This window comes from Lachnoclostridium sp. An169 (assembly GCF_002160525.1).
In the GTDB taxonomy this organism is placed as follows: Bacteria; Bacillota; Clostridia; order Lachnospirales; family Lachnospiraceae; genus Mediterraneibacter; species Mediterraneibacter cottocaccae.
On the sequence record NZ_NFKT01000002.1, the window covers coordinates 111,649 to 133,818 of the forward strand.

At 52.3% G+C, this 22,170-nt stretch carries 11 protein-coding genes, 2 tRNA genes and 1 other RNA gene; 12 read left to right on the plus strand and 2 right to left on the minus strand.

Going from position 1 to position 22,170, the window contains the following annotated elements; genetic code table 11:
* Nucleotides 1–99 precede the first annotated feature (99 nt).
* From B5F07_RS02105 to B5F07_RS02135, 7 genes are all read left to right on the plus strand, one after another.
* Nucleotides 100–2,466, plus strand: coding sequence for a family 78 glycoside hydrolase catalytic domain (locus tag B5F07_RS02105; RefSeq protein WP_087159629.1), 2,367 nt, complete (start codon nt 100–102; stop codon nt 2,464–2,466).
* Between the two features lie 75 nt (nt 2,467–2,541).
* Nucleotides 2,542–6,624, plus strand: coding sequence for an EAL domain-containing protein (locus B5F07_RS02110; RefSeq protein ID WP_087159630.1), 4,083 nt, complete (start codon nt 2,542–2,544; stop codon nt 6,622–6,624).
* 32 nt (nt 6,625–6,656) lie between these two features.
* Nucleotides 6,657–9,179 carry a chemotaxis protein CheB gene (locus B5F07_RS02115; protein ID WP_087159631.1) on the plus strand — a complete coding sequence of 841 codons (2,523 nt, stop codon included), beginning with the start codon at nt 6,657–6,659 and terminating at the stop codon, nt 9,177–9,179.
* Nucleotides 9,180–9,271: 92 nt separating this feature from the next.
* Nucleotides 9,272–9,344, plus strand: a tRNA-Ala gene (locus B5F07_RS02120).
* Nucleotides 9,345–9,496: 152 nt separating this feature from the next.
* Nucleotides 9,497–12,037 (plus strand): hybrid sensor histidine kinase/response regulator, encoded by a 2,541-nt coding sequence (locus tag B5F07_RS02125; protein ID WP_140397966.1) that lies wholly within the window; start codon nt 9,497–9,499, stop codon nt 12,035–12,037.
* A 1-nt stretch (nt 12,038) separates the two neighbouring features.
* Nucleotides 12,039–13,130 (plus strand): HD domain-containing phosphohydrolase, encoded by a 1,092-nt coding sequence (locus B5F07_RS02130; protein ID WP_087159633.1) that lies wholly within the window; start codon nt 12,039–12,041, stop codon nt 13,128–13,130.
* Nucleotides 13,131–13,234: 104 nt separating this feature from the next.
* Nucleotides 13,235–14,155, plus strand: coding sequence for a GGDEF domain-containing protein (locus B5F07_RS02135; protein WP_087159634.1), 921 nt, complete (start codon nt 13,235–13,237; stop codon nt 14,153–14,155).
* A gap of 52 nt (nt 14,156–14,207) precedes the next feature.
* Here the strand turns inward: B5F07_RS02135 and B5F07_RS02140 are convergent.
* Both B5F07_RS02140 and ssrA read right to left on the minus strand, forming a co-directional pair.
* Nucleotides 14,208–14,280: transfer RNA gene (locus B5F07_RS02140), tRNA-Val, on the minus strand.
* A 39-nt stretch (nt 14,281–14,319) separates the two neighbouring features.
* Nucleotides 14,320–14,664: a transfer-messenger RNA gene (ssrA, locus tag B5F07_RS02145) on the minus strand.
* Between the two features lie 257 nt (nt 14,665–14,921).
* Between ssrA and B5F07_RS02150 the strand changes: the two genes are divergently transcribed.
* From B5F07_RS02150 to B5F07_RS02170, 5 genes are all read left to right on the plus strand, one after another.
* On the plus strand, nt 14,922–15,743 hold the full coding sequence (locus B5F07_RS02150; protein WP_087159635.1) for a zinc dependent phospholipase C family protein: 822 nt from the start codon (nt 14,922–14,924) through the stop codon (nt 15,741–15,743).
* A gap of 75 nt (nt 15,744–15,818) precedes the next feature.
* Entirely contained in the window at nt 15,819–17,057 is a 1,239-nt protein-coding gene (locus B5F07_RS02155; RefSeq protein ID WP_087159774.1) for an MFS transporter, read from the plus strand.
* A gap of 135 nt (nt 17,058–17,192) precedes the next feature.
* Entirely contained in the window at nt 17,193–17,897 is a 705-nt protein-coding gene (locus B5F07_RS02160) for an ABC transporter ATP-binding protein (RefSeq protein WP_087159636.1), read from the plus strand.
* A gap of 10 nt (nt 17,898–17,907) precedes the next feature.
* Nucleotides 17,908–21,036, plus strand: a complete 3,129-nt coding sequence (locus tag B5F07_RS02165; protein WP_087159637.1) for an ABC transporter permease — start codon at nt 17,908–17,910, stop codon at nt 21,034–21,036.
* Nucleotides 21,037–21,176: 140 nt separating this feature from the next.
* Nucleotides 21,177–22,166: an alpha/beta hydrolase gene (locus tag B5F07_RS02170; protein WP_087159638.1), complete on the plus strand. Its 990-nt coding sequence runs from the start codon at nt 21,177–21,179 to the stop codon at nt 22,164–22,166.
* Nucleotides 22,167–22,170 lie beyond the last annotated feature (4 nt).

The following is a 22,170-nucleotide window of genomic DNA, read 5'->3' on the forward strand; positions in this document are numbered from 1 at the left end:
ATAGCAAAAAAATGTCTGTGCACATCACAGACATTTTTTTAAAATAGCAGTAACTGCGGATGGCAGCAGGTGAATTCAGAGACTCAGGAGGAAAATAACATGTGGAAAGAAGCAGTATGGCTCGGGGTGCCCCGGGCGGAGATCGAAAAATGGAACATTCTCGAGGGAGACATGACAGGGAGGTTCGCCTATTACCGCCTTGAAGCTGAGGCGCCGGAACAGGGGAAACTCACCATAGATATCGGGGCAAACGCCCGCTACCGGCTGTGGGTGAACGGCTGTCCGGTGAATTCCGGACCCTGCAAAGGGGACCGTTACCGCCAGTTTTACGATACCCTGGAGCTGAGCGGGTATCTGAGGCCGGGGAAAAATGTACTGGCAGTACAGGTGCTCTACTGTGACCCGGACGAGGCTGTGAAGCAGACAGATGAGAGGGCGTCCATATTCGCAGTGGTTTCCCCGGGAGGCGGACACCGGCTGGCCGTGGAGGGCGATATTCTGGATGAAAACGGGGAGAAGCGGGGAACCGTGACAACAGGAAAAGCGGACTGGAGAGTGTATCTGGACGGCAGCTTCTGCCTGAAGAGCACTAAGGTCACGGAGAATCTCGGCGCAGTCTGCGAGGAGATTGATTTCAGGAACACCCCTTCCGCGTGGAAGGAGACGGATTTCGACTCTTCCGGCTGGGCGGCATGTACCCGGATCGAGACGGTTGCGATTGATCATTTTATGAATACGGTGGGCCTGGTGCAGCGCCTTCCCATGATGGAGAGGCAGATTCCTCTTTTATATGAGAGACAGGAAACATTCGTCAGGGAGGTGACAGGCTCCGCATTCAGCGGGACAGGGATATTAAAGAAGGGAGAGATTACCGTTCCGGCAGGAGAAAAACAGGAACTGATCCTGGATGCCGGCGTGATCAAAAACGGCTATCCGAAATTCTGTTTTGAGGGAGGAGAAGGAGCAAAGGTATCTGTGACCTTTTTCGAAAAATTTGTAAAGGAAGGGAAAATCTTAAGAAGAGATGACGTGGAGAACGGAGAGATTGAAGGGATTACCGATCAGATTATCCTGGATGGAACCGGTCTTGCCTACGAGCCCTTCTGGGTGAGAACCTTCCGGTTTGTCCGCATCAGCATTGAGGCGGGAGCCGAAGACGTGCAGGTGAAAGCCCCTGTATTCCGGAGAACAGGATATCCCCTTGAGACAGGTTCCTGGGTGAAGTCTTCGGAAAAATGGGTGGAAGAGATCTGGGAGATGAGCCTCCGGACGTTGGAAAACTGTATGCTGGAGACGTATATGGACTGCCCGTACTACGAGCAGATGCAGTTCCCCATGGACACCCGCCTCCAGGCCATGTTCACCTACTGCGTCAGTACGGATGCGCGTCTGGCGAAAAAGGCGCTGGAAGACTATCACTGCTCCATGATTCCGGAGGGACTGATCCACGGCAAATACCCCTCTGCCTACCCGCAGATCATCTCCACATTCTCCCTGCACTATATCTATATGCTGCGGGAGTACTGGATGCAGACGGGGGATATGGGCACGGTGAAAAAGTATTTCCCGGACATGGATATGATCCTTGCGTTCTATGACAGGAAGATCGGGGAGGACGGCCTGGTGGGACGGCTCGGATACTGGGAGTTCGTGGACTGGCAGCCGGCATGGGGAGAATGCGCGGGCATTCCCGCTGCTCTGGCAAAGGGACCGTCCAGCATTATCAATCTGATGTACGCCTATGCCCTGAAGTGTGCGGCACAGCTGAACGAAGCGGCAGGAAGAAAAGGGATGGCGCAGGAGTATCTTGCGCGTCAGAAAGCCATTACAGATAAAGTAGAGGAGACGTGCTGGGATGAACAGCGCGGCATGTACCGTGAGGGACCGTCATTTGAACAGTACACGGAACACGCCCAGGCGTGGGCGGTGCTCAACGGGATGACGGATGCGGAGCAGTCACACCGGATCCTGAGAAATGCCGCGGAGGGCAGAGACGTCCTTAAAGTGACATTCTCAACGTCCTACGAGTGGTTCCGGGCACTGGAACAGTCGGGAATGTATGCGTACACAGAAGAGAACATGGAACTCTGGAAAGGACTTCTGGATCTGAACTGCACCACCTGTCCGGAGACGCCGGGGGATACGAGAAGCGACTGCCATGCGTGGAGCGCTCTTCCGATCTATGAGATGATTCGTTCTGTGGCAGGAATCTGTCCGGACAAAGCCGGCTGGGAGACAGTGCGAATCTGTCCTCACCTGGATTACCTGCCGGATCTGGAGGGAGAGGCAGCTGTTCCGGGAGGAAAAATAGGTTTTTCCTACACAAAAGTTACTGATTCGGAAAAAGGAGAGGGCTGGAAAGTCAGAATCTGCCTCCCGGAAGGGATGAAAGGCATTCTTGTGCTGCCTGACGGAGGGGAGATCTCTCTTGCCCCGGGAGAAGAAAAAGATTTGAATGTGTATTGAATATGCCGAAAAATGGGACTATAATGAACTGGAGAGCGACGCTTCAAAAGGCTGCATCTTAAGGAGATAAAATTGATGATGGGAAATACAGAACCCGACCCGGAAAAGCGTCACACAACAGGGAAGGGTAAAGTGTCAAAGTACAGGCATAAGTACACAGAACTTATAAACGGAGAGAGGGCACGGAAGTATATTGACTGGCATCTGGAAAAGATGTCGGAAGAGGACAGATGCGCCATGTTCATGATCGACCTGGACAATATGCCGGAAGTCAACGAGCGGCTCGGCTACCGGGAAGAGGAACACGTGGAACAGTGTGCGTGTCAGACTCTCTCTGCTCTTTTTAAGGCCACGGATGTGGTGAGCCGGATCGGAAGAGATGAGTTTCTGGTCTTTGTAAAGGGAATTTTTACGGAAAAAGATATCGAGAGGAAAGCGGAACAGCTCTGCAGCATGATGCATTATGAAGCAGGAACGGATCCGGTGATACAGGTGACTGCCTCTGTGGGAGTCTACCTTGCGGAGGGCGGAAGCTTTACGTTCGAGAAGCTGTTCGGGCAGGCTGCCGCTGCCCTCTACGAGGCGAAGAATAACGGGCGCAGGAGCTACCACCTGCTGACGAATGCGGATGAGATGCGGGACAGGGCGCTGAGAGCGACTTCCGGGGCAATATCCGTGCATACGCTGCTGGAATATCTGGACGGCGGAGTGGGTCTGATCGAGGTGGGACCGGCGCTCAGGCTGATCTATGCAAATCAGGGATTCTGCCAGATGCTGGGGACTACCCAGGAGGAGCTGCGGCTGCCCTGCGGCCTGAAAGAGATCGGAATCCACCCCGACTATGAGGCGGATTATGAACAGCTGATCCGGAAAAGTGCGGATAAAGAAGGCATCTCAGACCATATCCACCGCATTTCCAGGAGGGGGTCCTCAGAGCGGGCCTCCGACTGGATCTGGCGGCATGTCCGGATTGCCAGGGTTGCCTATCCGGGCAGCAGATATCCGGTCATGCTGGAGATGTCCACCGATATCTCAGAGCTGATCCGGAAGGAGCGCCAGCTCCGGGAAAGCAATGAGCGTCTGAGGGTCGCGTTCCGCCAGACACCGCATATGATGTGGGAGGTGGATCTTGAGAATCGGACGTACAATACATTCAATGTGGATGAACAGTGCTGCAGACAGGATACCGTGATCGGGGATTTCCCCTGGTCGTTTATCGAGCGCGGCATAATACACCCGGATTCCGCGGCGGATTTTTCCGCCTTCGCAGACCAGCTCATGGCGGGGAAAGACGCGGGAAGCGGCAATTTCATTATCCGCGACAGGGCGAGCCGGTGCTACGGATGGGTTGCGCTGTCGTACCGGATGACCTACGACCCGGACGGACGGCCGGTGAAGGCAGTGGGGATCCAGTCGAAGCTTCCGGATCTTTCAGGGATCGGAAGCGCCATGTTTCCGCGGAGGGCTCTCCCGGAGATACTCAGACATACCCTTCTTATCCGCGTGAAAGCCAATCTGACAGCAGATTACGTGGAGGAGATCTGGATCAACGGCATGGATCAGACTGCGTGGACCTGGGGAAAGACGTATACCGAGGTTATGCATTTTGAAAAGAACCATATGTTCCTTAAGTCTCAGGGGATGGACTTTGAAGAGCGGTTCCGCCGGGAACGTCTTCTCGAAGATATGAAGAAAGGGGAGGTCTGGTCCTCCTCAGAGTACAGAAGAGTTGACAGCGGCGGAAATATCCGATGGATGGAGGATATGGTCAATCTGGTTCAGGAGCCGAAGACACAGGATGTCTATATGTTTGCCTGCTTCTGCGATAACCAGCAGCGCCACGACCGGGAGCGGATGACAGGAAGAAAACCGGAGCGCGATCCGCAGACCGGGATCTGTACGGCGCAGTCCCTGAAAAACATGGCGGAATGCCTGATCCGGAACAGAATCGAAGCGGAATGTGCCCTTGCCATGATCCGCTTTGTCGGCGGTCCCTGGCCGGGGAGCGGCGAAGAAGGGGAAAGAGAGAAAAAATCCCGGAGATTCCTCGCCACGGTGCTGGCTACGGCGCTGGGGATGGACTGTATTGTGGGAGAGTACAGGCCGGATACACTCCTGGCGTTCTTCCCCGCTCCCGGCTCCAGGTTTGACCTGAAGAAGAGGATAGAAGATGCCTTCGCATATATCCGGACGTGTATGGGGGATATCTACGGCGTGGAGATGTCGCGGTTCGTCGCGGGAGCTGTGGTGGAGCCTGTGGAGCGGGCGGATTATGATATCCTTGTGATCCGGGCGGGATACCTGTGCGAGATGTGGAAAAATTCTGCCATGGACACGGTTGCCTTTCCTGGAGAAGAGGAAGACTGGGCGTGGGCAGGACTGAGAAAAGAGAGCGCAGACTCCGGCATTGAGGTGCAGGAGGACGAGATGGAGCGCCGGCTTACCAGGGAAGAACAGGGCGTGGCCTTTCACTGTGTCACGGATATGCTCACTGCCCGTTCTCTGGAGGCGTCCATGCTCAATGCCCTCCGGTGTATCGGAGAATACTATCAGGCGGCGCGGACATACATTCTCTCGCTGGAGGAGGACGGACGTACCGTATCCATGCTTTATGAGTGGACGAATAAAGGGCGCCAGAGCATCCAGCATATTCTGACCGGAGTCGGAATGGAAGAGATCCCTCTGCTGGGAAAATGCCTCAGGCAGGAAAAGCCCGTATTTATGGAATGTCCGGCAGCGCCGGAAGATCTGAAAAGGAGCGGGGCGTGGCGGTTCTTCGTGTTCCCGCTGCAGAGAGAGAATACAGTGAAAGGATTCCTGTGCATCGAAAATGCGCAGGAACATTGCAGGGAAGCAGCTCTGCTCGGAACACTGATCCCGTATATAGCAGGAGAGAGGAAACGCTTCGAATCTCTGGCTGCACAGACGGGGGCGGGGCAGGATGCGCTGACGAGCCTGCCGAATCTGAGTTCCTATATGGATGTGGTTTACTCCCTGGATTCGGATTCCTACAGTTCCATGGGGGCACTGTCCCTGGATGTGCCGGACTTTTCCATGCTCAACAGCAACTTCGGTTTTGAGTACGGGAGAAAGTTCCTCCTTTATATTTCCGAGTCGCTCACCAGTGTATTTGGCAGAGGCTTCATCTTCCGGACCTGGGATGCGGAGTTCGTCGTGCTCTTCCCGAATACGATTCAGGAAGTGTTTATCGGACGGTGCACCCGGCTGCGCACGATGATCCAGAGAAGGTATCCGAGACAGGTCAGAATCGGCTATGTCTGGGCGGATGGAATCTTCTCGGCGAGAAATCTTGTCCGTGAGGCACAGGCTGTCATGCGCAGCGAGAATACGAGAGTGGCGGATCCGGCAGGAGGAATGCTGCATGTGGAGAAGAAAACCGCCGCGGCGGAAATCTCGGGGAGTCACTTTATGCCGTATTTTCAGCCCAAGATCGATATGCGCAGCGGCGCGCTGATCGGGGCGGAGGCGCTGGCGCGGGGAGTTGATGAGTCAGGGAATATCGTACTTCCGGCTCAGTTTATTGATGTGCTGGAACAGAGCGGTTCCATCCGGGAGCTGGATCTGCTGATGCTGGAGCAGGTGCTCAGGCAGCTGCATGACTGGAAAGAGGCGGGGATGCCGCAGGTGAAAGTATCCATAAACATATCCAGGATTACCCTTTTCAATCCTACGTCCCTTGCCTCGGTGCTGGCCATACAGAGCCGTTACCCCGAGATCCCTCCGGAGCAGATCGAACTGGAGATTACGGAGACGGCAGGAGATATGGAGAAAGCGACTCTTGCCTGTATCGTGGACAATTTCCGGGAGTGCGGGATCGGCTTTGAACTGGATGATTTCGGCTCCGGATATGCGAATATTTCTGTTTTCAGCAATATCCGGTTTAATGCAATCAAACTGGACAGGACGATTATAAACGACCTGCCGGGAAATGAAATCAGTAACATGCTTGTGGAGAATATTGTGCAGATCTGCAATGATTTCGGGATGGAGTGCGTTGCGGAAGGTGTGGAGACGCCGCAGCAGGCAGAGGCGCTTCTGAATGCGGGATGTTTCTGCGGACAGGGATACTATTATGCGGCGCCCCTTCCGGCATGTGAGTTTGAAAAACGCTACCTGAAGCAGAATATGAACAGGTAAATCAATGCGAGAACGAGGAGGTACTGTTTAAGATGACAGAAAGAAAAAGTACAAATGAAACATCGGAAGAAGTTTCAAAGAATTCCCCGCTCATAGTCGGTATCGGCGCTTCGGCAGGAGGCCTTGAGGCGCTGCAGCAGTTTTTCCAGCATATGCCCGGAAACAGCGGTTTGAGTTTTGTCGTGATCCAGCATCTCTCCCCGGATTACAAGAGCCTTATGGCGGACATCCTGGGAAAACATACGGAGATGCAGGTGATGCAGGCGGAAAACGAGATGGAGATCCTGCCGGACAATGTTTACCTCATACCTCCGAAAAAGAATATGACGATCCGGAACGGAAGGCTCATTCTGACAGATTTCGTCCAGGGGACGCTCAACCATCCGATCGATGTGTTCTTCACCTCCCTTGCGAAAGAGCAGAATGACCGGTCTATTGCCGTGGTGCTCTCCGGGACGGGATCCGACGGTACGAGCGGCGTCAAGGCCGTAAAGGAGAAGGGCGGTCTGGTTATCGTACAGAGCCCGGAGACGGCGAAATTTGACGGGATGCCGAGAAGCGCGATCAATACGGGGCTTGCTGATTTTATTCTTTCGCCGGATGAGATCGTGGACGAGATCCTGAATTTCTCCCATTACCCCACACTTCTGAGACCTCAGGAGAAGGATGTGCTTTTCTCGGATGAGGAGACTTTCCCGCGGATCTACGCCATTCTTAAGAAAGCAAGCGGGATCGATTTTACAAATTACAAGAGAACCACCGTGCTGCGCAGAATCGAGCGGCGCATGGTGGTCACCCACAAGCCGAGCCTGGCAGAGTATGTGGAATTTCTCTCAGGAGATGCGGATGAGGCTTCGATTCTGGTCAAGGAGATTCTGATCGGTGTGACCAATTTCTTCCGGGATCCGTCGTTTTTTGAAAAACTGAAGCAGAAAGTGATCTACAGGATCGTGGAACGGGCGGGGGAGAACGAGCCTGTGCGCGTGTGGAGCGCAGGCTGTTCCACCGGTGAGGAGGCGTATTCCCTGGCAATTCTGTTCCGGGAAGTCCTGGATGAGCTGGGCGTTCAGCGGGACGTCAAGATCTTTGCCACCGATGTTGACACAAAAGCGATCGAGCAGGCGGGAAAAGGAGTGTTTACGGAGAGTATTCTCGATGATGTCTCCAGTGAGAGACTGGCGAAGTTTTTCACCAAGAAGAATGATCAGTATACGATTTCCAAGGAGATCCGCAGGATGATCATCTTCGCGCCCCACAATATGCTCTCCGATCCGCCCTTCGGCAAGCTGGACCTGATCAGCTGCCGGAATGTGATGATCTATTTTCAGCCGGTGCTCCAGAGGGCGCTGTTCGGTATCTTCCATTCCGCGCTGAAAGACGGAGGATACCTCTTCCTCGGAAAGAGCGAGACTGCGGGAGAGTACTCGGCGGTATTTACGCCGGTCTGCAATGCAGAAAAAATATATGTACATAAAGGAGAGGGGAAAGTGGACGAATTTGCGCCGATCGCGTTTAATATACCGAATGTCCAGAATGTGTCACCCAGAATAAGCAGCGTTCTTGACAGGGAGTCCGGGGATTATACACTGGAGAGCACATACGTGCATTTCCTGGAGAACTTTCTTCCTGCATCGGTGGTGGTGAATGAGGCAAACAATGTAATCCATTTCTTCGGGAATTATCAGGATTATCTCACCATCGCACCGGGCAAGGCGACGTTTAACTTTTTCAGCCTGATCAACCAGGATCTGAGCCTGGTGGCATCCACGGCGCTGAACCGCTGCCGGACAGAACATAACACAGTCACCTATACCGGAATCACCGTGGACTGTCCGTCGGGACGCAGGACCATTAATCTGACAGTCAGCCCCGTGCCGGGGAAAAACAGGGAGGATACAGGACTTATTGCCGTTCTTTTCGCGGAGCATGACACGGAAGATCCCGGCGGAGTGACAGAGAAGTATGATGTAGATACGACGGCAGCCAGAAGAATCGCGGATCTGGAGCAGGAGCTTCATGAATCACAGAATGACCTGAAATCGACCATCGGCGAGCTTGAGACGGTGAACGAGGAGCTTCAGGCAGCCAACGAGGAGCTCCTGACCGCCAATGAAGAACTCCAGAGTTCCAATGAGGAGCTGCAGTCAGTGAACGAGGAACTGTACACGGTGAATACCGAGTATCAGCAGAAACTGGATGAACTGACCATGCTGACCAATGACTTGTCCAACTTCCTCTCCTCCACAATGATCGGAATTCTGTTCGTGGACAGCGCATTGAATATCCGCAAATTTACGGAGTATGTGGGACGGGAGTTCCAGCTTATGGACCATGATGTGGGACGTTCCCTGCAGATCTTTGCCCACAGCTTCCCGGATGAGGACATCATAAAAGATGCAAAGGAAGTGCTCAAGGACCTGGTTCCGATCGACCGGGAAGTGACAGCCATGAACGGCAGGTATTACACACTGCGTATTGCACCCTACCGGACTACGGAGAACAGCATCCGGGGACTGGTCATCACCATTATAGACAGCCTAGGAGCGAAAGCGTAGGACTTTCGCTGCGGGAGCGGACCCTCCGATGTCGAACTTGTTGGAGAAAATTACTTGTATTTTCCCGGCAATAGTGCTATACTCTTTTCCATGGGGTATTAGCGCAGCTGGGAGCGCGCCACATTCGCATTGTGGAGGCCACGGGTTCGAATCCCGTATACTCCATAGGATTTTATACAGCCGGGGAAGGCATTTCTCCGGCTGTTTTTTTGACCGGGAAATTTCCGGTTGAATATAATTTATCCGGAAACTATAATGTTATAGAGAAAAATTCTCCATACGGATATAAAAGAAAACGAAAGCGGAAAGTAGAAAACATGGAAAAGAAACGAAGAAAAAGCTATCTTTTTCTGATCCTGTCCATCCTGATCATAAGCATTTTCATTCCCTATGCGGCTTCAAGGATGTATCAGGCTGTTATCGAAAATGTACAGACGGCAGGCGATGAAAGAGCGCATGTATACGGGCTGAATGAAGTGATTACAGTCCGCAGATATGAGACGGTTCTGGAGGCGATGGAGTATCAGCTGAGACCGGAGAACAGGACGGAAGACTGCTCGGCGATGATCCGGGATTACCTCGCATTCGCCATGGATACCATGGATCTCGGCGAGATTGATCTGTATGCGGTAATAGACGGAGGGATCTATGCAGCGCTGGAGTGGGAAGGCAGGGAGAATTTCAATCCGGAAAATGCAGAGTGGTATCAGAAGGCGATGGCTGCAGACGGAGATATTATTTATACAGATGTATATGAGGATGTAAGGCTTAAAAGGGATGTGGTGACACTTGCAATGAAGATCCGGGGAACGGATGATGTTGTTGCGGTGGATATATATCCGGCACATGAAGCGGAGATGAAGGGCGAACAGGATGCGCCGGAAGGAACGAACTACTATATCTGTGACTCTGTAGGAACGCTTCTGTCATACAGCCTGACAGAGCTGAACTATGAGGAACTGCAGGAGCGGTTTGACGGGGTATTCCGTGAGATCATAGAGAATGTACAGGGGAAAAGTGATTCGCGCATCATCGGCGTGGACGGTCTGGAGCGGGGGGCTTACTATTACAGACTGGACTCCGGATGGTATGCAGTTGTTACGATCCCCTATGAGGCACTTTGGGAACCGTATGCTGAGGCGTGGAAGATATTTATCGGCGTCATCACGGTATTCGTCCTGACGGTAATTCTGTTTGCAGTTACGGATTTCCGGACAAGCCGCAAAGCTGCCGTCTACAATGAGATTATCGGAGTCCTGGGAAATTCCTACTATGCCCTTTACCAGATCGACCTGCGCGCAGACCGGTATTACATGATGAAAGGCTCTGATTATGTCAGGGTCAAGATCCCGAGAAAAGGAAACTACAGCGAGCTCCTGGCCGTGATGCGGGAAGTGATCCGGGAAGACGATTACGGGGAGTTCTGCCGGGTGTTTTCCTCGGAAGGCATGGAGAAACTGGTGAAGCGCAGAGTGCGGGATTTCGGCGGTGATTTTAAGAGAAAGTTCAACGGGGAATACCGCTGGGTACATGTGCAGATGCTGTATGATGAATCTCTGCAGAAAGGCACTGTAGTTCTTGCCTTCCGGGATGTCAATGAGGCGAAGGAACAGGACCTCTCCCGTCTGGAACTGCTGAAGAATTCTCTGGAAGCCGCGGACAATATGGCGAAGAGCAAAAACATATTTTTCTCCCAGATGTCCCATGACATGAGGACGCCCCTCAACGGGATCATCGGTCTGACAGACCTTGCGGAGAACAATGTGGATGATCCTTCCGAAATCAGGGATACGCTGGGGAAAATCAGGCGCCTGGGGAAACAGCTCCTGGAACTGATCAACGATATCCTTGACATGTCGCGGATTGAAGCGGGAAAACTGGAACTGCGCAGCGAGAGCTTTGACCTGAAGAAAAATCTGGAAGATCTCGTTTCCCTGTACCGTTCCCAGATTGAAGCGGAAGGGAAAAGACTCATTGTGAAGTTTGAATTTGAGGACACGGAAGTTGTGGGCGACTGGGGAAAACTCCAGCAGATACTGAACAATATCCTCTCCAATGCCTTCAAGTTCACCGGGCGGGACGGAGTGATCGAGCTGGATGTAGGCGAGATCCGCGATACGAACAGCCAGTTCAGAAAATACTGTTTCCGGATCCGGGATAATGGAGCCGGGATGAGCCGGGAATTCCTGGACAAACTGTTTGTTCCCTTTGAGAGGGAAGTCCAGTTTGGCGCGGCTAAAGTGGCGGGGACAGGACTGGGCATGCCGATTGTCCGGGAACTGGTGCAGAAGATGGATGGAACGATTGCGGTGGAGAGCGCGCTAGGAGAGGGAAGTCTGTTTGAAATTACGATTCCTTTCCGCGTCAGCGGCGGAAAAACCGGCGGCAGTTCCGAAATACACGAGGAACGCGGCCCTGCCGGAGAGTCCGGAGAGGGAGAGACACAGATCCTTGCGGGAAAAAGGATCCTTGTGGCGGAGGACAATACGATCAACATGGAGATCATGACAGAGATGCTCGGCTCCTTCGGTGCAGAGACCGCTTCCGCCTGGGATGGAAGACAGGCGGTAGAACTGTATGAGGCCCAGGAACCGGGGTATTTTGACCTGATTCTGCTGGATATGCAGATGCCTGTGATGGACGGATGCGAGGCGGCTGTGGCAATCCGCAGGGCAAGACGTCCGGATTCACGGAGGATCCCCATCATTGCGGTGACGGCCAATGCATTTGCCGAGGATATTGCACTTACGAAGAAAGCGGGAATGAATGCACATATTTCGAAACCGATTGATTTCCGTATATTGAAAGATACAATGGAAAAACTGATTCTTGAAAGACAGGACAGAGCGGAGGAGTAAAATGACAGGAAACCGTAGGGCAGACGAGAGTGAAAGCAAGATGCAGAATACGATTCTTATCATAGACGATGATGAAATCAACCGGGCGATCCTGGAGAATATATTTCTCTCAGGTTACCGGGTGACTGAGGCAGAAAACGGAAAGGAAGGGCTGCAGATCCTTGATGAAAACAGAGACAGCATATGTGCGGTTCTTCTCGATGTGGTCATGCCGGTGATGGACGGAATGGAAGTCCTGAGGAAAATCAATGAGAAAAGCCTGCAGAATGAGATCCCGGTCTTTCTCATTACAGCGGAGGCAGATGACAGTATCCTGAAGGATGCGTATGAACTCGGAGTGATGGACGTAATCCGTAAACCGGTCGTCCCCTACGTGGTCAGACGTCGAATCGATTCGGTTATTGAATTGTACCGTGCAAGGCAGAGACTCAGCAGCAAGGTGGAGGAGCAGCAGGCGGAGCTCCTTTCCCAGGCACGCAAGATCATTCAGCTCAACATGGATATGGTGGAATCCCTTGCGACTGCAATCGAGTTCCGGAGCGGCGAGTCGGGAGACCATGTCCATCGGATCCGGGACATTACGGGATATCTTCTGAGAAATACTCCTCTGGGAGAAGGGCTTGACGAGGAAAATATCCGCGAGATCGCAATGGCTGCCGTCATGCATGACGTGGGGAAAATCGCGATTCCGGATGCGATCCTGAACAAACCGGGGCGCCTGACGGCAGAGGAGTTTGAAGTGATGAAAACGCATACGACGCAGGGAGCGGAGCTCCTGAAGAAGATCCCCCATATCATGGACAACCGGATGTTCCAGTACGCCTATGACATCGCAAAACACCACCATGAGCGGTGGGACGGAAGAGGATATCCGGACGGACTGAAAGGGGATGAGATCTCTCTGTGGGCACAGATCGTATCCCTGGCGGATGTGTATGACGCTCTTGTGAGCAGGCGGGTTTATAAAGGCGCCATTGAGGCGGGAGAGGCCCTCCGCATGATAAGAGACGGAGAGTGCGGGGCTTTCAATCCGAGGCTGCTGGAGTGTTTCTTCTCGGCGGAAAAGCCGCTTCGCCGCCTCTACCAGAGCTGACGGAACTCTTTGACGGAAAACTGACAAAGCTCTTTGATTATCAGAAATATTAGAAAAGCCCGGCTGTTGAAGAAATAGGAAGCCGGGCGGGAAGGACGAGTCAGATGGATAATGAAGGAATGAGAGGAAAAATGAGCGAGGCAGCGCAGTATGAGCTGATCGAACTCCTCTGCCGTATGATGCCGGGCGGAATCATAGGGATATATATAGAAAAGGGTTTCCCTCTTTATGTCATCAACGACACGATGCTTCAGATGCTGGGATATACTTACGACGAGTTTGTTGAGAGGACAGGGGGAATGATGCTCAATGCGGTTTGCGCGGCGGACCGCGATATCGTCCAGGCACTTCTGTCAGCCAGGGTAAAGTGGGAAAAGCAGCTGGCTGTAGAGTACAGGATTATAAGAAAGGACGGATCCTTTCTCTGGGTTCACGATGTGGGGCGAAAGCTTACCATGGAAGACGGCCGTCAGGTTATTATCAGTGTCCTCGTAGATATTTCAGACAGCAGGAAAATGAGAGACCGTCTTATGGAAGAAGCGGAGAAAGATTATCTCACAGGTGTGTTCAACAGAAAAGGCGGCGAGATTCTGATCTCACGCCATATGCAGAAGGATGTGCCCTACATATTCCTCATGTTTGATCTGGATAATTTTAAGAATGTAAATGATCTGTACGGACATAATGAAGGCGATATAATGCTCCGGTTTATGGGCGGGCTTCTGAAACGTTCGTTCCGGGCTTCGGACTTTGTCATACGGCTGGGCGGCGACGAGTTCGCTCTGTTTGCGCAGCCCTGCCACAGCCCGGAGGCTGTATCCGAGATTGCAGAGAGAATAATCCGGAGTTATGAAGAAGAGGCAGGGCGCAGATATCCCCTTGTGTCCACATCAGTTTCCATAGGCGGCATATACGGGACACAGGAGAGAACCTTCTCCGAACTCTACAAGATGGCAGACCGGATTCTCTACGGGATCAAGCGGAACGGAAAGGGAAGATGCGAGATCCTGCAGGAGCAGGAATAAAGGAAGACAGCAAAAAAGGACTATGACGCATGTGCAGAGTCCTTTTTATCAGTGGAAACAACGGGGCTCGAACCCATGACCTCCCGCTAGTCAGGCGAGCGCTCTCCCAGCTGAGCTATGTTTCCGTCTGCGGCCGGCCGCAAAGTGTTCGCCGCTTCGCGGCCAAGTGGACCTGGCGGGAATCGAACCCGCGTCCAAAAACCTATCCCATGTACTTCTACTATCATAGTCCGTTCTTTTTCATTCCCTCTGCCGTGCGGAAACGAACATCCTCACGGGTTCAGTAGCTTCATGATACGCCTGACGGCTCAAAGCTTTGCCGTCATCGTTTCTCACATGTTTGATGCCAGATTCCCGAAGTGTGAGTGCCCCGGGGCTGACATGCAGCAATTAGGCTGCAGCTAATTCGTAATTGTCGTTAGCGTTTAATTTTAAGTTTGCGATTTGACGCATCAGCCTGCGGATAGCTTCTCCATCTTCAAGATCCCTGTCGAAACCAGTACAAGCCCGTAAAAACAGAATACACAAACAGTGTATCCGAAAAGACAGTGTGTTTTCACACATATTTATAATAGGTGCAGGACTGAAAAAAGTCAAGGGAAAAGAGTTTACATTTTACAGAAAAATTTCATAGATATAATGGTTTCTTTACGTAAGATATGTGATAATATAATATCATAGTGTCCGGATGCCGCGGTGAGGTTCCTGCGCTGCGAACCCGCGCAATCCGGGCAGGATGATTTTATACAGAAAAGGGGATTTGTACATGCCGACAACATATGCACATTACAAGTTTGGAAAAGAAGTTATGAGCGCACTGCCGAGGCCGCTGCAGAATGCAATCGAAAACAACAGAGAACTGTTTGACGTGGGACTTCATGGTCCGGATCTTCTTTTTTACTATAAACCACTGTCAAAGAATCCGGTGAACAGCCAGGGATATGCGCTGCATGACGAGATGGCGGATGTGTTTTTCAACCACGCTGCAGAGGTTATCGCAAAGGCGGAGGACCCGGCGGCTGCCAGAGCCTATATCTACGGAGTGATCTGCCACTTTGCCCTGGACAGTGAATGCCATCCTTATGTGGAGAAGATGATCCAGGTCAGCGGCATCAGCCATTCGGAGATCGAGATGGAGTTCGACCGGCTCCTGCTGAAGGAAGATTACATCAACCCGGTGAGGTATCTTGCGACAAAACATATCCATCCCAGCCTGAAGAACGGCGAGGTGATTGCTCCGTTTTACAGCGATCTCACGCCGGAACTTGTGGAAAAGTGCATGAAGTGGATGATCCTTTGCCATAAGGTGCTGCTGGCGCCTGGCCCCGCGAAACGGAATCTGATCTTCACGGTGATGAGACTGGCGAAGATCTACGACTCCATGCACGGGATGGTGATGAGCCTGGAACCCAACCCGGCGTGCAGGGACTACTGCCAGCTCCTGAAAAGGCAGTTCGCGGGCGCCGTGCCTCTGGCGGCAGGGCTGATCATCCAGTATCAGAAGAAGCTTTTCAATAACGGAGAACTGCCGAAACGGTTCCATGAGACTTTCGGCGCGGGGGAGAACTGGGAGAAGCTGACGCTGTAAGTGCGGCTCTGCGGCATGCGGCTGCGGCGGCTCTGCACATGCGTAAAATCAAAAAAAGAAAGAGAGAGTATGACAATGAAGTTTAAACTGACACCACTGGAAAAGAACTGGGTGCTTTATGATGTGGGAAATTCGGCGTTTACGCTGATGGTGTCCACCATTTTCCCGATCTATTTTAACTATCTTGCCGGAAATGCGGGAATCTCGGATGTAGATTATCTTGCGTACTGGGGCTATGCCACATCCGTATGTACATTGATCGTGGCGATTCTGGGACCGACCCTGGGTGCGGTCGCGGACACGAAGAACTTTAAGAAGATTATCTTTGCGGCTTCCATGGGAGTGGGCGTTGTGGGATGTATTGTACTGGGCTTCCTCTCCTCCTGGCTGTGGTTCCTCGTCGTGTTTGTCCTGGCAAAGACCGGCTATTCCGCAAGCCTTGTATTCTATGATTCCATGCTCACGGACGTGACCGAACCGGACCGGATGGACAAGGTATCGTCCCACGGTTATGCCTGGGGATATATCGGAAGCTGTATTCCCTTTGTGATCAGTCTGGTGATTGTGCTGGGCGGTGGAAACTTTGGCCTGGGGATGCAGACGACCATGATCCTTGCATTTCTGATTACGGCGCTCTGGTGGCTGTGTACTTCCGTTCCGCTGCTGAAAAGCTACCAGCAGAAGTATTTTGCGGATGCGGGAGAGCATGTGATCAGTACCAGCTTCAAGCGCCTGGGACATACCCTGATGGAAGTGGTCAAAGAGAAGCATATCTTTGTTTTCCTTCTGGCATTTTTCTTCTACATTGACGGAGTGTATACGGTGATCGACATGGCGACTGCCTACGGTCAGGCGCTGGGGCTTGACAGCACAGGACTTCTCCTGGCGCTGCTTGTGACCCAGATCGTTGCGTTCCCGGCAGTTCTGATCTTCAGCAGGTTTGTGAAGAAGATCGGACCGGAGACGATTATAACAATCTGCATCGCAGGATATTTCTGTATTGCCGTCTATGCATACTGGCTGGACTCCCAGCTTGATTTCTGGATCCTGGCGGTGATGGTGGGCCTGTTCCAGGGAACCGTTCAGGCGCTTTCCAGATCCTACTTTGCGAAAATTATTCCTGCGGAGAAATCCGGAGAGTACTTCGGTATCTATGATATCTGCGGAAAAGGGGCGTCGGTGATCGGAACTGCACTCGTCTCCGTGTTAAGCCAGCTCACGGGTCAGATCAACATTGCGGTTAGCGCGCTTTCCGTCATGTTCCTGATCGGCCTGGTACTGTTCCGTTTTGCCGTAAAGCTGAACCGGAACTGATATTATGAAATAAATCTGAAATTTTTCGAAACATCTCAAAATTCCCCGATATTATGTTATAATTAAACAAATAACGGACGGAGCGGATACACAGGATATCCGCTCCGCTTAATAAAACTCAGGAGAAAACTGCATATGGAAGATTTTGTAAAGTTAGAAAATATCACCAAGGTTTACAAAATGGGCGAGGTGGAGATCCGGGCGGCTGACAATATTAATTTTTCCATAAAGAAGGGCGAGTTTGTCGTGATCGTGGGCCCAAGCGGCGCGGGAAAGACGACAGTGCTTAATATCCTGGGCGGCATGGATACAGCAACAAGCGGGAAACTGATTGTGGACGGGGAGGACATTACCGCCTACAATGCAAAGAAACTGACCGGATACCGGAGGGAGGACATTGGTTTTGTCTTTCAGTTCTATAACCTGGTTCCGAATCTGACCGCGCTTGAAAATGTGGAGCTGGCTCTCCAGATCTGTAAGGAACCACTCGACGCGAAGGAAGTCCTGGAGGAGGTCGGGCTGGGAGACCGTCTGGACAATTTTCCGGCACAGCTCTCGGGCGGGGAGCAGCAGAGAGTTTCTATCGCAAGGGCGCTTGCAAAGAATCCCAAGCTTCTGCTCTGCGACGAGCCCACCGGTGCCCTGGATTACAATACGGGAAAAGCCATCCTCAAGCTCCTGCAGAATATGTGCAGGGAGCGGGGCATGACGGTGATCGTGATCACGCATAACCAGGCGCTTGCGCCTATGGCGGACAGGCTGATACATATCAAGAACGGCCAGGTGTCAAAGATGGAGCTGAACGAGAATCCGATGTCGATCGACGAGATAGAATGGTAGGGGAATTGGGATGAAGAAGAAGGCGTTGAGAAAAGACTTTTTTATGGAAATCCGGCGCAGTCTCGGCCGGTTCCTGTCCATATTTTTTATCGTTGCCATCGGATGTGCTTTCTTTTCCGGCATCCGTTCGTCGGAGCCGGATATGAGGTATTCCGGGGATGCATATTTTGACAGTAAGAATCTGATGGATATTGAAGTCATCAGTACCATGGGACTTACGGATGACGATATCGCCGCGGTGGAAGCGGTGGACGGGATTGAGAAGGCGGAAGGGGGATACTCGCTGGATGTCCTCTGTACGGAAGGGGACAACCAGGCAGCGGTCCATGTGATGTCTCTTCTGCCGACCATGAACCAGGTGCAGCTGGAAGAGGGAAGACTTCCGGAAGCGGAGGATGAGTGCGTTGTCGATGTGGATTATCTGAACGGGAGCTCATTGGAGATCGGAGATACGATCACCTTCTCAAGCGGTACCGATGATCCGGTCACAGATTCGCTGAAGACGGACACATTTACGATTGTAGGTTCGGTGAGCAGTCCCTGCTATATTGCTTTCAGCAGGGGAAGCACCACCATCGGAACCGGAAGTCTGAGTGCCTTTATCTGCGTGCCGGAGGAAAGCTTCTGCATGGACGTCTACACGGAGATTTACGCTCAGGTGGAAGGCGCGAAGGCGCTGACGGAGTTTACCGATGAATATGACCAGCGGATCGGGGAAGTCCTGACCCGGGTGGAAGATATCAGCGCAGAGCGGGAACAGGCGCGCTATGATGAGCTCATGGATGAGGCGGACAGTGAACTTGAGGATGCCCGTCAGGAACTTGCCGATGCGGAAGCGGAGCTTGCGGACGGAAAGGCGGAAGCCGAGGCAGAACTTGCTGATGCAAGGGCACAGCTTGAGGATGCGGAGGCAGAGCTGGAAAGCGGCAGGCAGCAGGTGGCAGACAACCGGGCAAAGATCCAGTCTTCCCGGCAGGAGCTGACAGACAGGCAGACGCAGCTTGATCAGGCGGCGGAGGAGCTGAATAGTCAGATTGACACATTAAACGAGCAGATTGATACGCTCAATGAGGCGAAGGAACAGTACAACGCCCTGGCTGCCTCCGGACAGACCGACGAGGCGACTCTGGCGGTGATGAATGAACTCTATACACAGATTACCCAGGGGGATGCCCGGATCGCTCAGGCACAGGCGCAGATCGACGCGGCAAAGGCGCAGATCCAGTCCGGTCAGGAACAGATCAACAGCGGATGGCAGCAGATCGCAGACGGGGAGCAGCAGCTTGCGGATGCGGAGGCAGAGCTTGTCACAGCGCAGCAGGAGATCGATGACGGATGGGCAGATTACTATGAAGGCGAGCGGGAAGCACAGGATGAGATCGCTGACGGCGAACAGCAGATCGAGGATGCGAAGAAGGAACTCGCGGATGCGGAGGCAGAGATTGCAGATCTGTCCGAGCCGGTCTGGTATGTATATGACCGGGATAACCTTCCGGAACATTCCGGATACGGGGATAACGCGGACCGGATGCGCGCCATCGGAGAGGTGTTCCCGGTGCTGTTCTTCCTTGTAGCCGCGCTGATCAGCCTCACTACCATGACCCGTATGGTGGAGGAGCAGAGAACACAGATCGGTACACTGAAAGCCCTCGGATATGAGAGACATTCCATTGCGGCGAAATATCTCGGATACGCCTGCCTGGCTACGGTGACCGGAGCGGTTGTGGGCGTGCTGCTGGGAGAAAAGTCCCTGCCGTATATTATTATCACGGCATATGGCATTATGTATGAACATATGCATGAGATCCGGGTGCCTTATAATATGCTTTACGGCGCAATGGCGGGAATCACTGCACTGGCATGTACGCTGATTGCCACCTTCTTTTCCTGTTACAGAGACCTGAGAGAACAGGCGGCGGAACTGATGCGTCCGCCCGCACCGAAACAGGGACAGAGAGTTTTCCTGGAGAGAATCCCCTTTATCTGGAGGAGGCTGAACTTCTCCTGGAAGGCTACCGTTCGCAATATTGTGAGATATAAGAAACGGTTTTTCATGACAATATTCGGAATCGGCGGCTGTATGGCCCTCCTTCTGGTGGGCTTCGGACTGCGGGATTCCATCTTCGCCATAGCGGTTCTCCAGTATGAGCAGATCCAGCTCTACGACGGCAATGTGATCCTGGACGAGGACGCTTCGGAGGAGGAAAAAGAGGAAGTATACGAAGTGCTGTCCTCAGACAGCCGTGTGACGGCAGCGGCGGAGAGCCTGCTGACCCAGATTACCGTGGGAAATGACGGCGAGTGGCACGATGTATATCTCAACGTTCCGGAGGAAACAGATTCCTTCCCTGAGTTCGTCGTGCTCCGCGACAGAGTGTCCCATGAGGAATATTCCCTCTCTGACAGCGGCGCGGCACTCACGGAGAAGATGGCGAAAGAACTCGACGTGGAAGTGGGCGATGAGATCACGATCCGCGACGAAGAGAAAGGCGATATGACCGTAACGGTGGAGATTATCTGTGAGAACTATATGGGGCATTATCTTTACATGACGCCGGTTCTTTATGAAAAGCTTTACGGGGAAGCGCCTGAGGCAAACTGCGTTTACTATGAGACGCCGGATCACACGACGGATGAGGCGGATGCAGTCGGAGAAGAAATACTGAAACTTCCCGGCGCCCTGAGCGTAAGCTACACCACCGATCTGGAACAGCAGGTGGAGGACATGCTGAGCGCGCTGGATATCGTTATTGTTGTGCTGATCCTCTCGGCAGGCGCTCTTGCATTTGTAGTGCTCTACAACCTGAACAACATCAGTATCACGGAGAGGAAGCGGGAGCTTGCCACGCTGAAAGTTCTGGGCTTTTACAACAGCGAGGTATGCGCTTACGTATACCGGGAAAATATAATCCTGACACTGGTCGGCGCGCTCTTTGGAATTGTGCTTGGAATCATTCTTCACCGGTTTGTTATTGCTACGGTGGAGATCGAGTCGGTGATGTTCGGAAGGAACATTAATCCGATCAGTTATGTGTATGGATTTTTGATTACGATAGCTTTCTCGTGCTTTGTAAACGGGGTGATGTACTTTAAGCTGAAGGCGATCAATATGGTGGAATCGCTGAAGAGTGTGGAATAAGAGAAAGCATAAAAAGGAAAGCCTGATAGGGCTTTCTTTTTTATGCAAAAATTCTCCCTGTTTCATCCAAGAAAATTGCTATTTTCAGTAAAAGATATTCGCTAATATCTAGTTAGATACTGTACGAGGGAGGATAAGCCATGGAGATGAAAACGATCAAACTGTGGAAAAAGGAAGAGTTTACTTACCCTGTAGTCGGAGAGTTTGTTCCGACATTGACCGCGTATCTGCACGAAGATGGCGGGATAAGACCAGGATTTGCCGTTGTGCCTGGCGGGGGATATCGGCTGGTTTCCCCGGCCGAAGGCGAGATCGTGGCAAAAAAATTTTATGAAAAGGGATTCCAGACATTTGTGCTGACATATACGACCTGCATGCCGGGGCCTCGGCCTCTGGGATTTCAGCCGTTGAGGGATCTGTCAAAAGCACTTGTGTGGATCCGCAAGAATGAAAAGGAGCTTCAGGTGGATGGAAAAAATCTGACAATATGTGGCTTCTCAGCGGGAGGACATCTGTGTGGCAGTCTGGCGGTACACTATGCAGATGAAAGGGTAAAAATCGGCGGTGAGTATGCAGGGATATCGAACCGTCCGGATTATGTGGTGCTTGCATATCCGGTGATCACCTCAGGAAAATATGCGCACAGAGACTCTTTTACAGCGCTGCTTGGGGAAGATGCTTCCAAAGAAGAACTAGAGTATATGTCTCTGGAAAAGCAGGTAACAGGGGACATGCCTCCGGTGTTTCTCTGGCAGACTGCTGAAGATGCTGCTGTACCTGTTGAAAACAGTTATCTGTTCGCAGAAGCGTGCAGAAAGGCAGAGGTCCCCTTTGAGCATCATGTATTCCGAAGGGGGATACACGGACTGTCACTGGCGGATAAACAATGGGTTTCAAGAAAGGTCGGAGGAGACTATACCATGGAACAGCAGGCGGCATATGTCTCTTACTGTATTGAGCATGGGATCGCACTGCCGGAACCGCTTGAGAAGTTGAATTCTCTTCCCAGGGGAAGTGATATCCTGACAGCGCTTAAGGAATGTGGACAGCATGCCCAGAGAAAAGAGGAACCGTCTGTGCAGATCTGGCCGGATCTGGTGGAAAACTGGCTGAAAGATTTTGAGGAATAAAAGG

Excerpts from the sequence above, each read along its gene's own strand:
- B5F07_RS02105 (WP_087159629.1), top strand. The coding sequence starts at position 100 with ATGTGGAAAGAAGCAGTATGGCTCGGGGTGCCCCGGGCGGAGATCGAA.
- B5F07_RS02110 (WP_087159630.1), top strand. The coding sequence starts at position 2,542 with ATGATGGGAAATACAGAACCCGACCCGGAAAAGCGTCACACAACAGGG.
- B5F07_RS02115 (WP_087159631.1), top strand. The coding sequence starts at position 6,657 with ATGACAGAAAGAAAAAGTACAAATGAAACATCGGAAGAAGTTTCAAAG.
- B5F07_RS02125 (WP_140397966.1), top strand. The coding sequence starts at position 9,497 with ATGGAAAAGAAACGAAGAAAAAGCTATCTTTTTCTGATCCTGTCCATC.
- B5F07_RS02130 (WP_087159633.1), top strand. The coding sequence starts at position 12,039 with ATGACAGGAAACCGTAGGGCAGACGAGAGTGAAAGCAAGATGCAGAAT.
- B5F07_RS02135 (WP_087159634.1), top strand. The coding sequence starts at position 13,235 with ATGGATAATGAAGGAATGAGAGGAAAAATGAGCGAGGCAGCGCAGTAT.
- B5F07_RS02150 (WP_087159635.1), top strand. The coding sequence starts at position 14,922 with ATGCCGACAACATATGCACATTACAAGTTTGGAAAAGAAGTTATGAGC.
- B5F07_RS02155 (WP_087159774.1), top strand. The coding sequence starts at position 15,819 with ATGAAGTTTAAACTGACACCACTGGAAAAGAACTGGGTGCTTTATGAT.
- B5F07_RS02160 (WP_087159636.1), top strand. The coding sequence starts at position 17,193 with ATGGAAGATTTTGTAAAGTTAGAAAATATCACCAAGGTTTACAAAATG.
- B5F07_RS02165 (WP_087159637.1), top strand. The coding sequence starts at position 17,908 with ATGAAGAAGAAGGCGTTGAGAAAAGACTTTTTTATGGAAATCCGGCGC.
- B5F07_RS02170 (WP_087159638.1), top strand. The coding sequence starts at position 21,177 with ATGGAGATGAAAACGATCAAACTGTGGAAAAAGGAAGAGTTTACTTAC.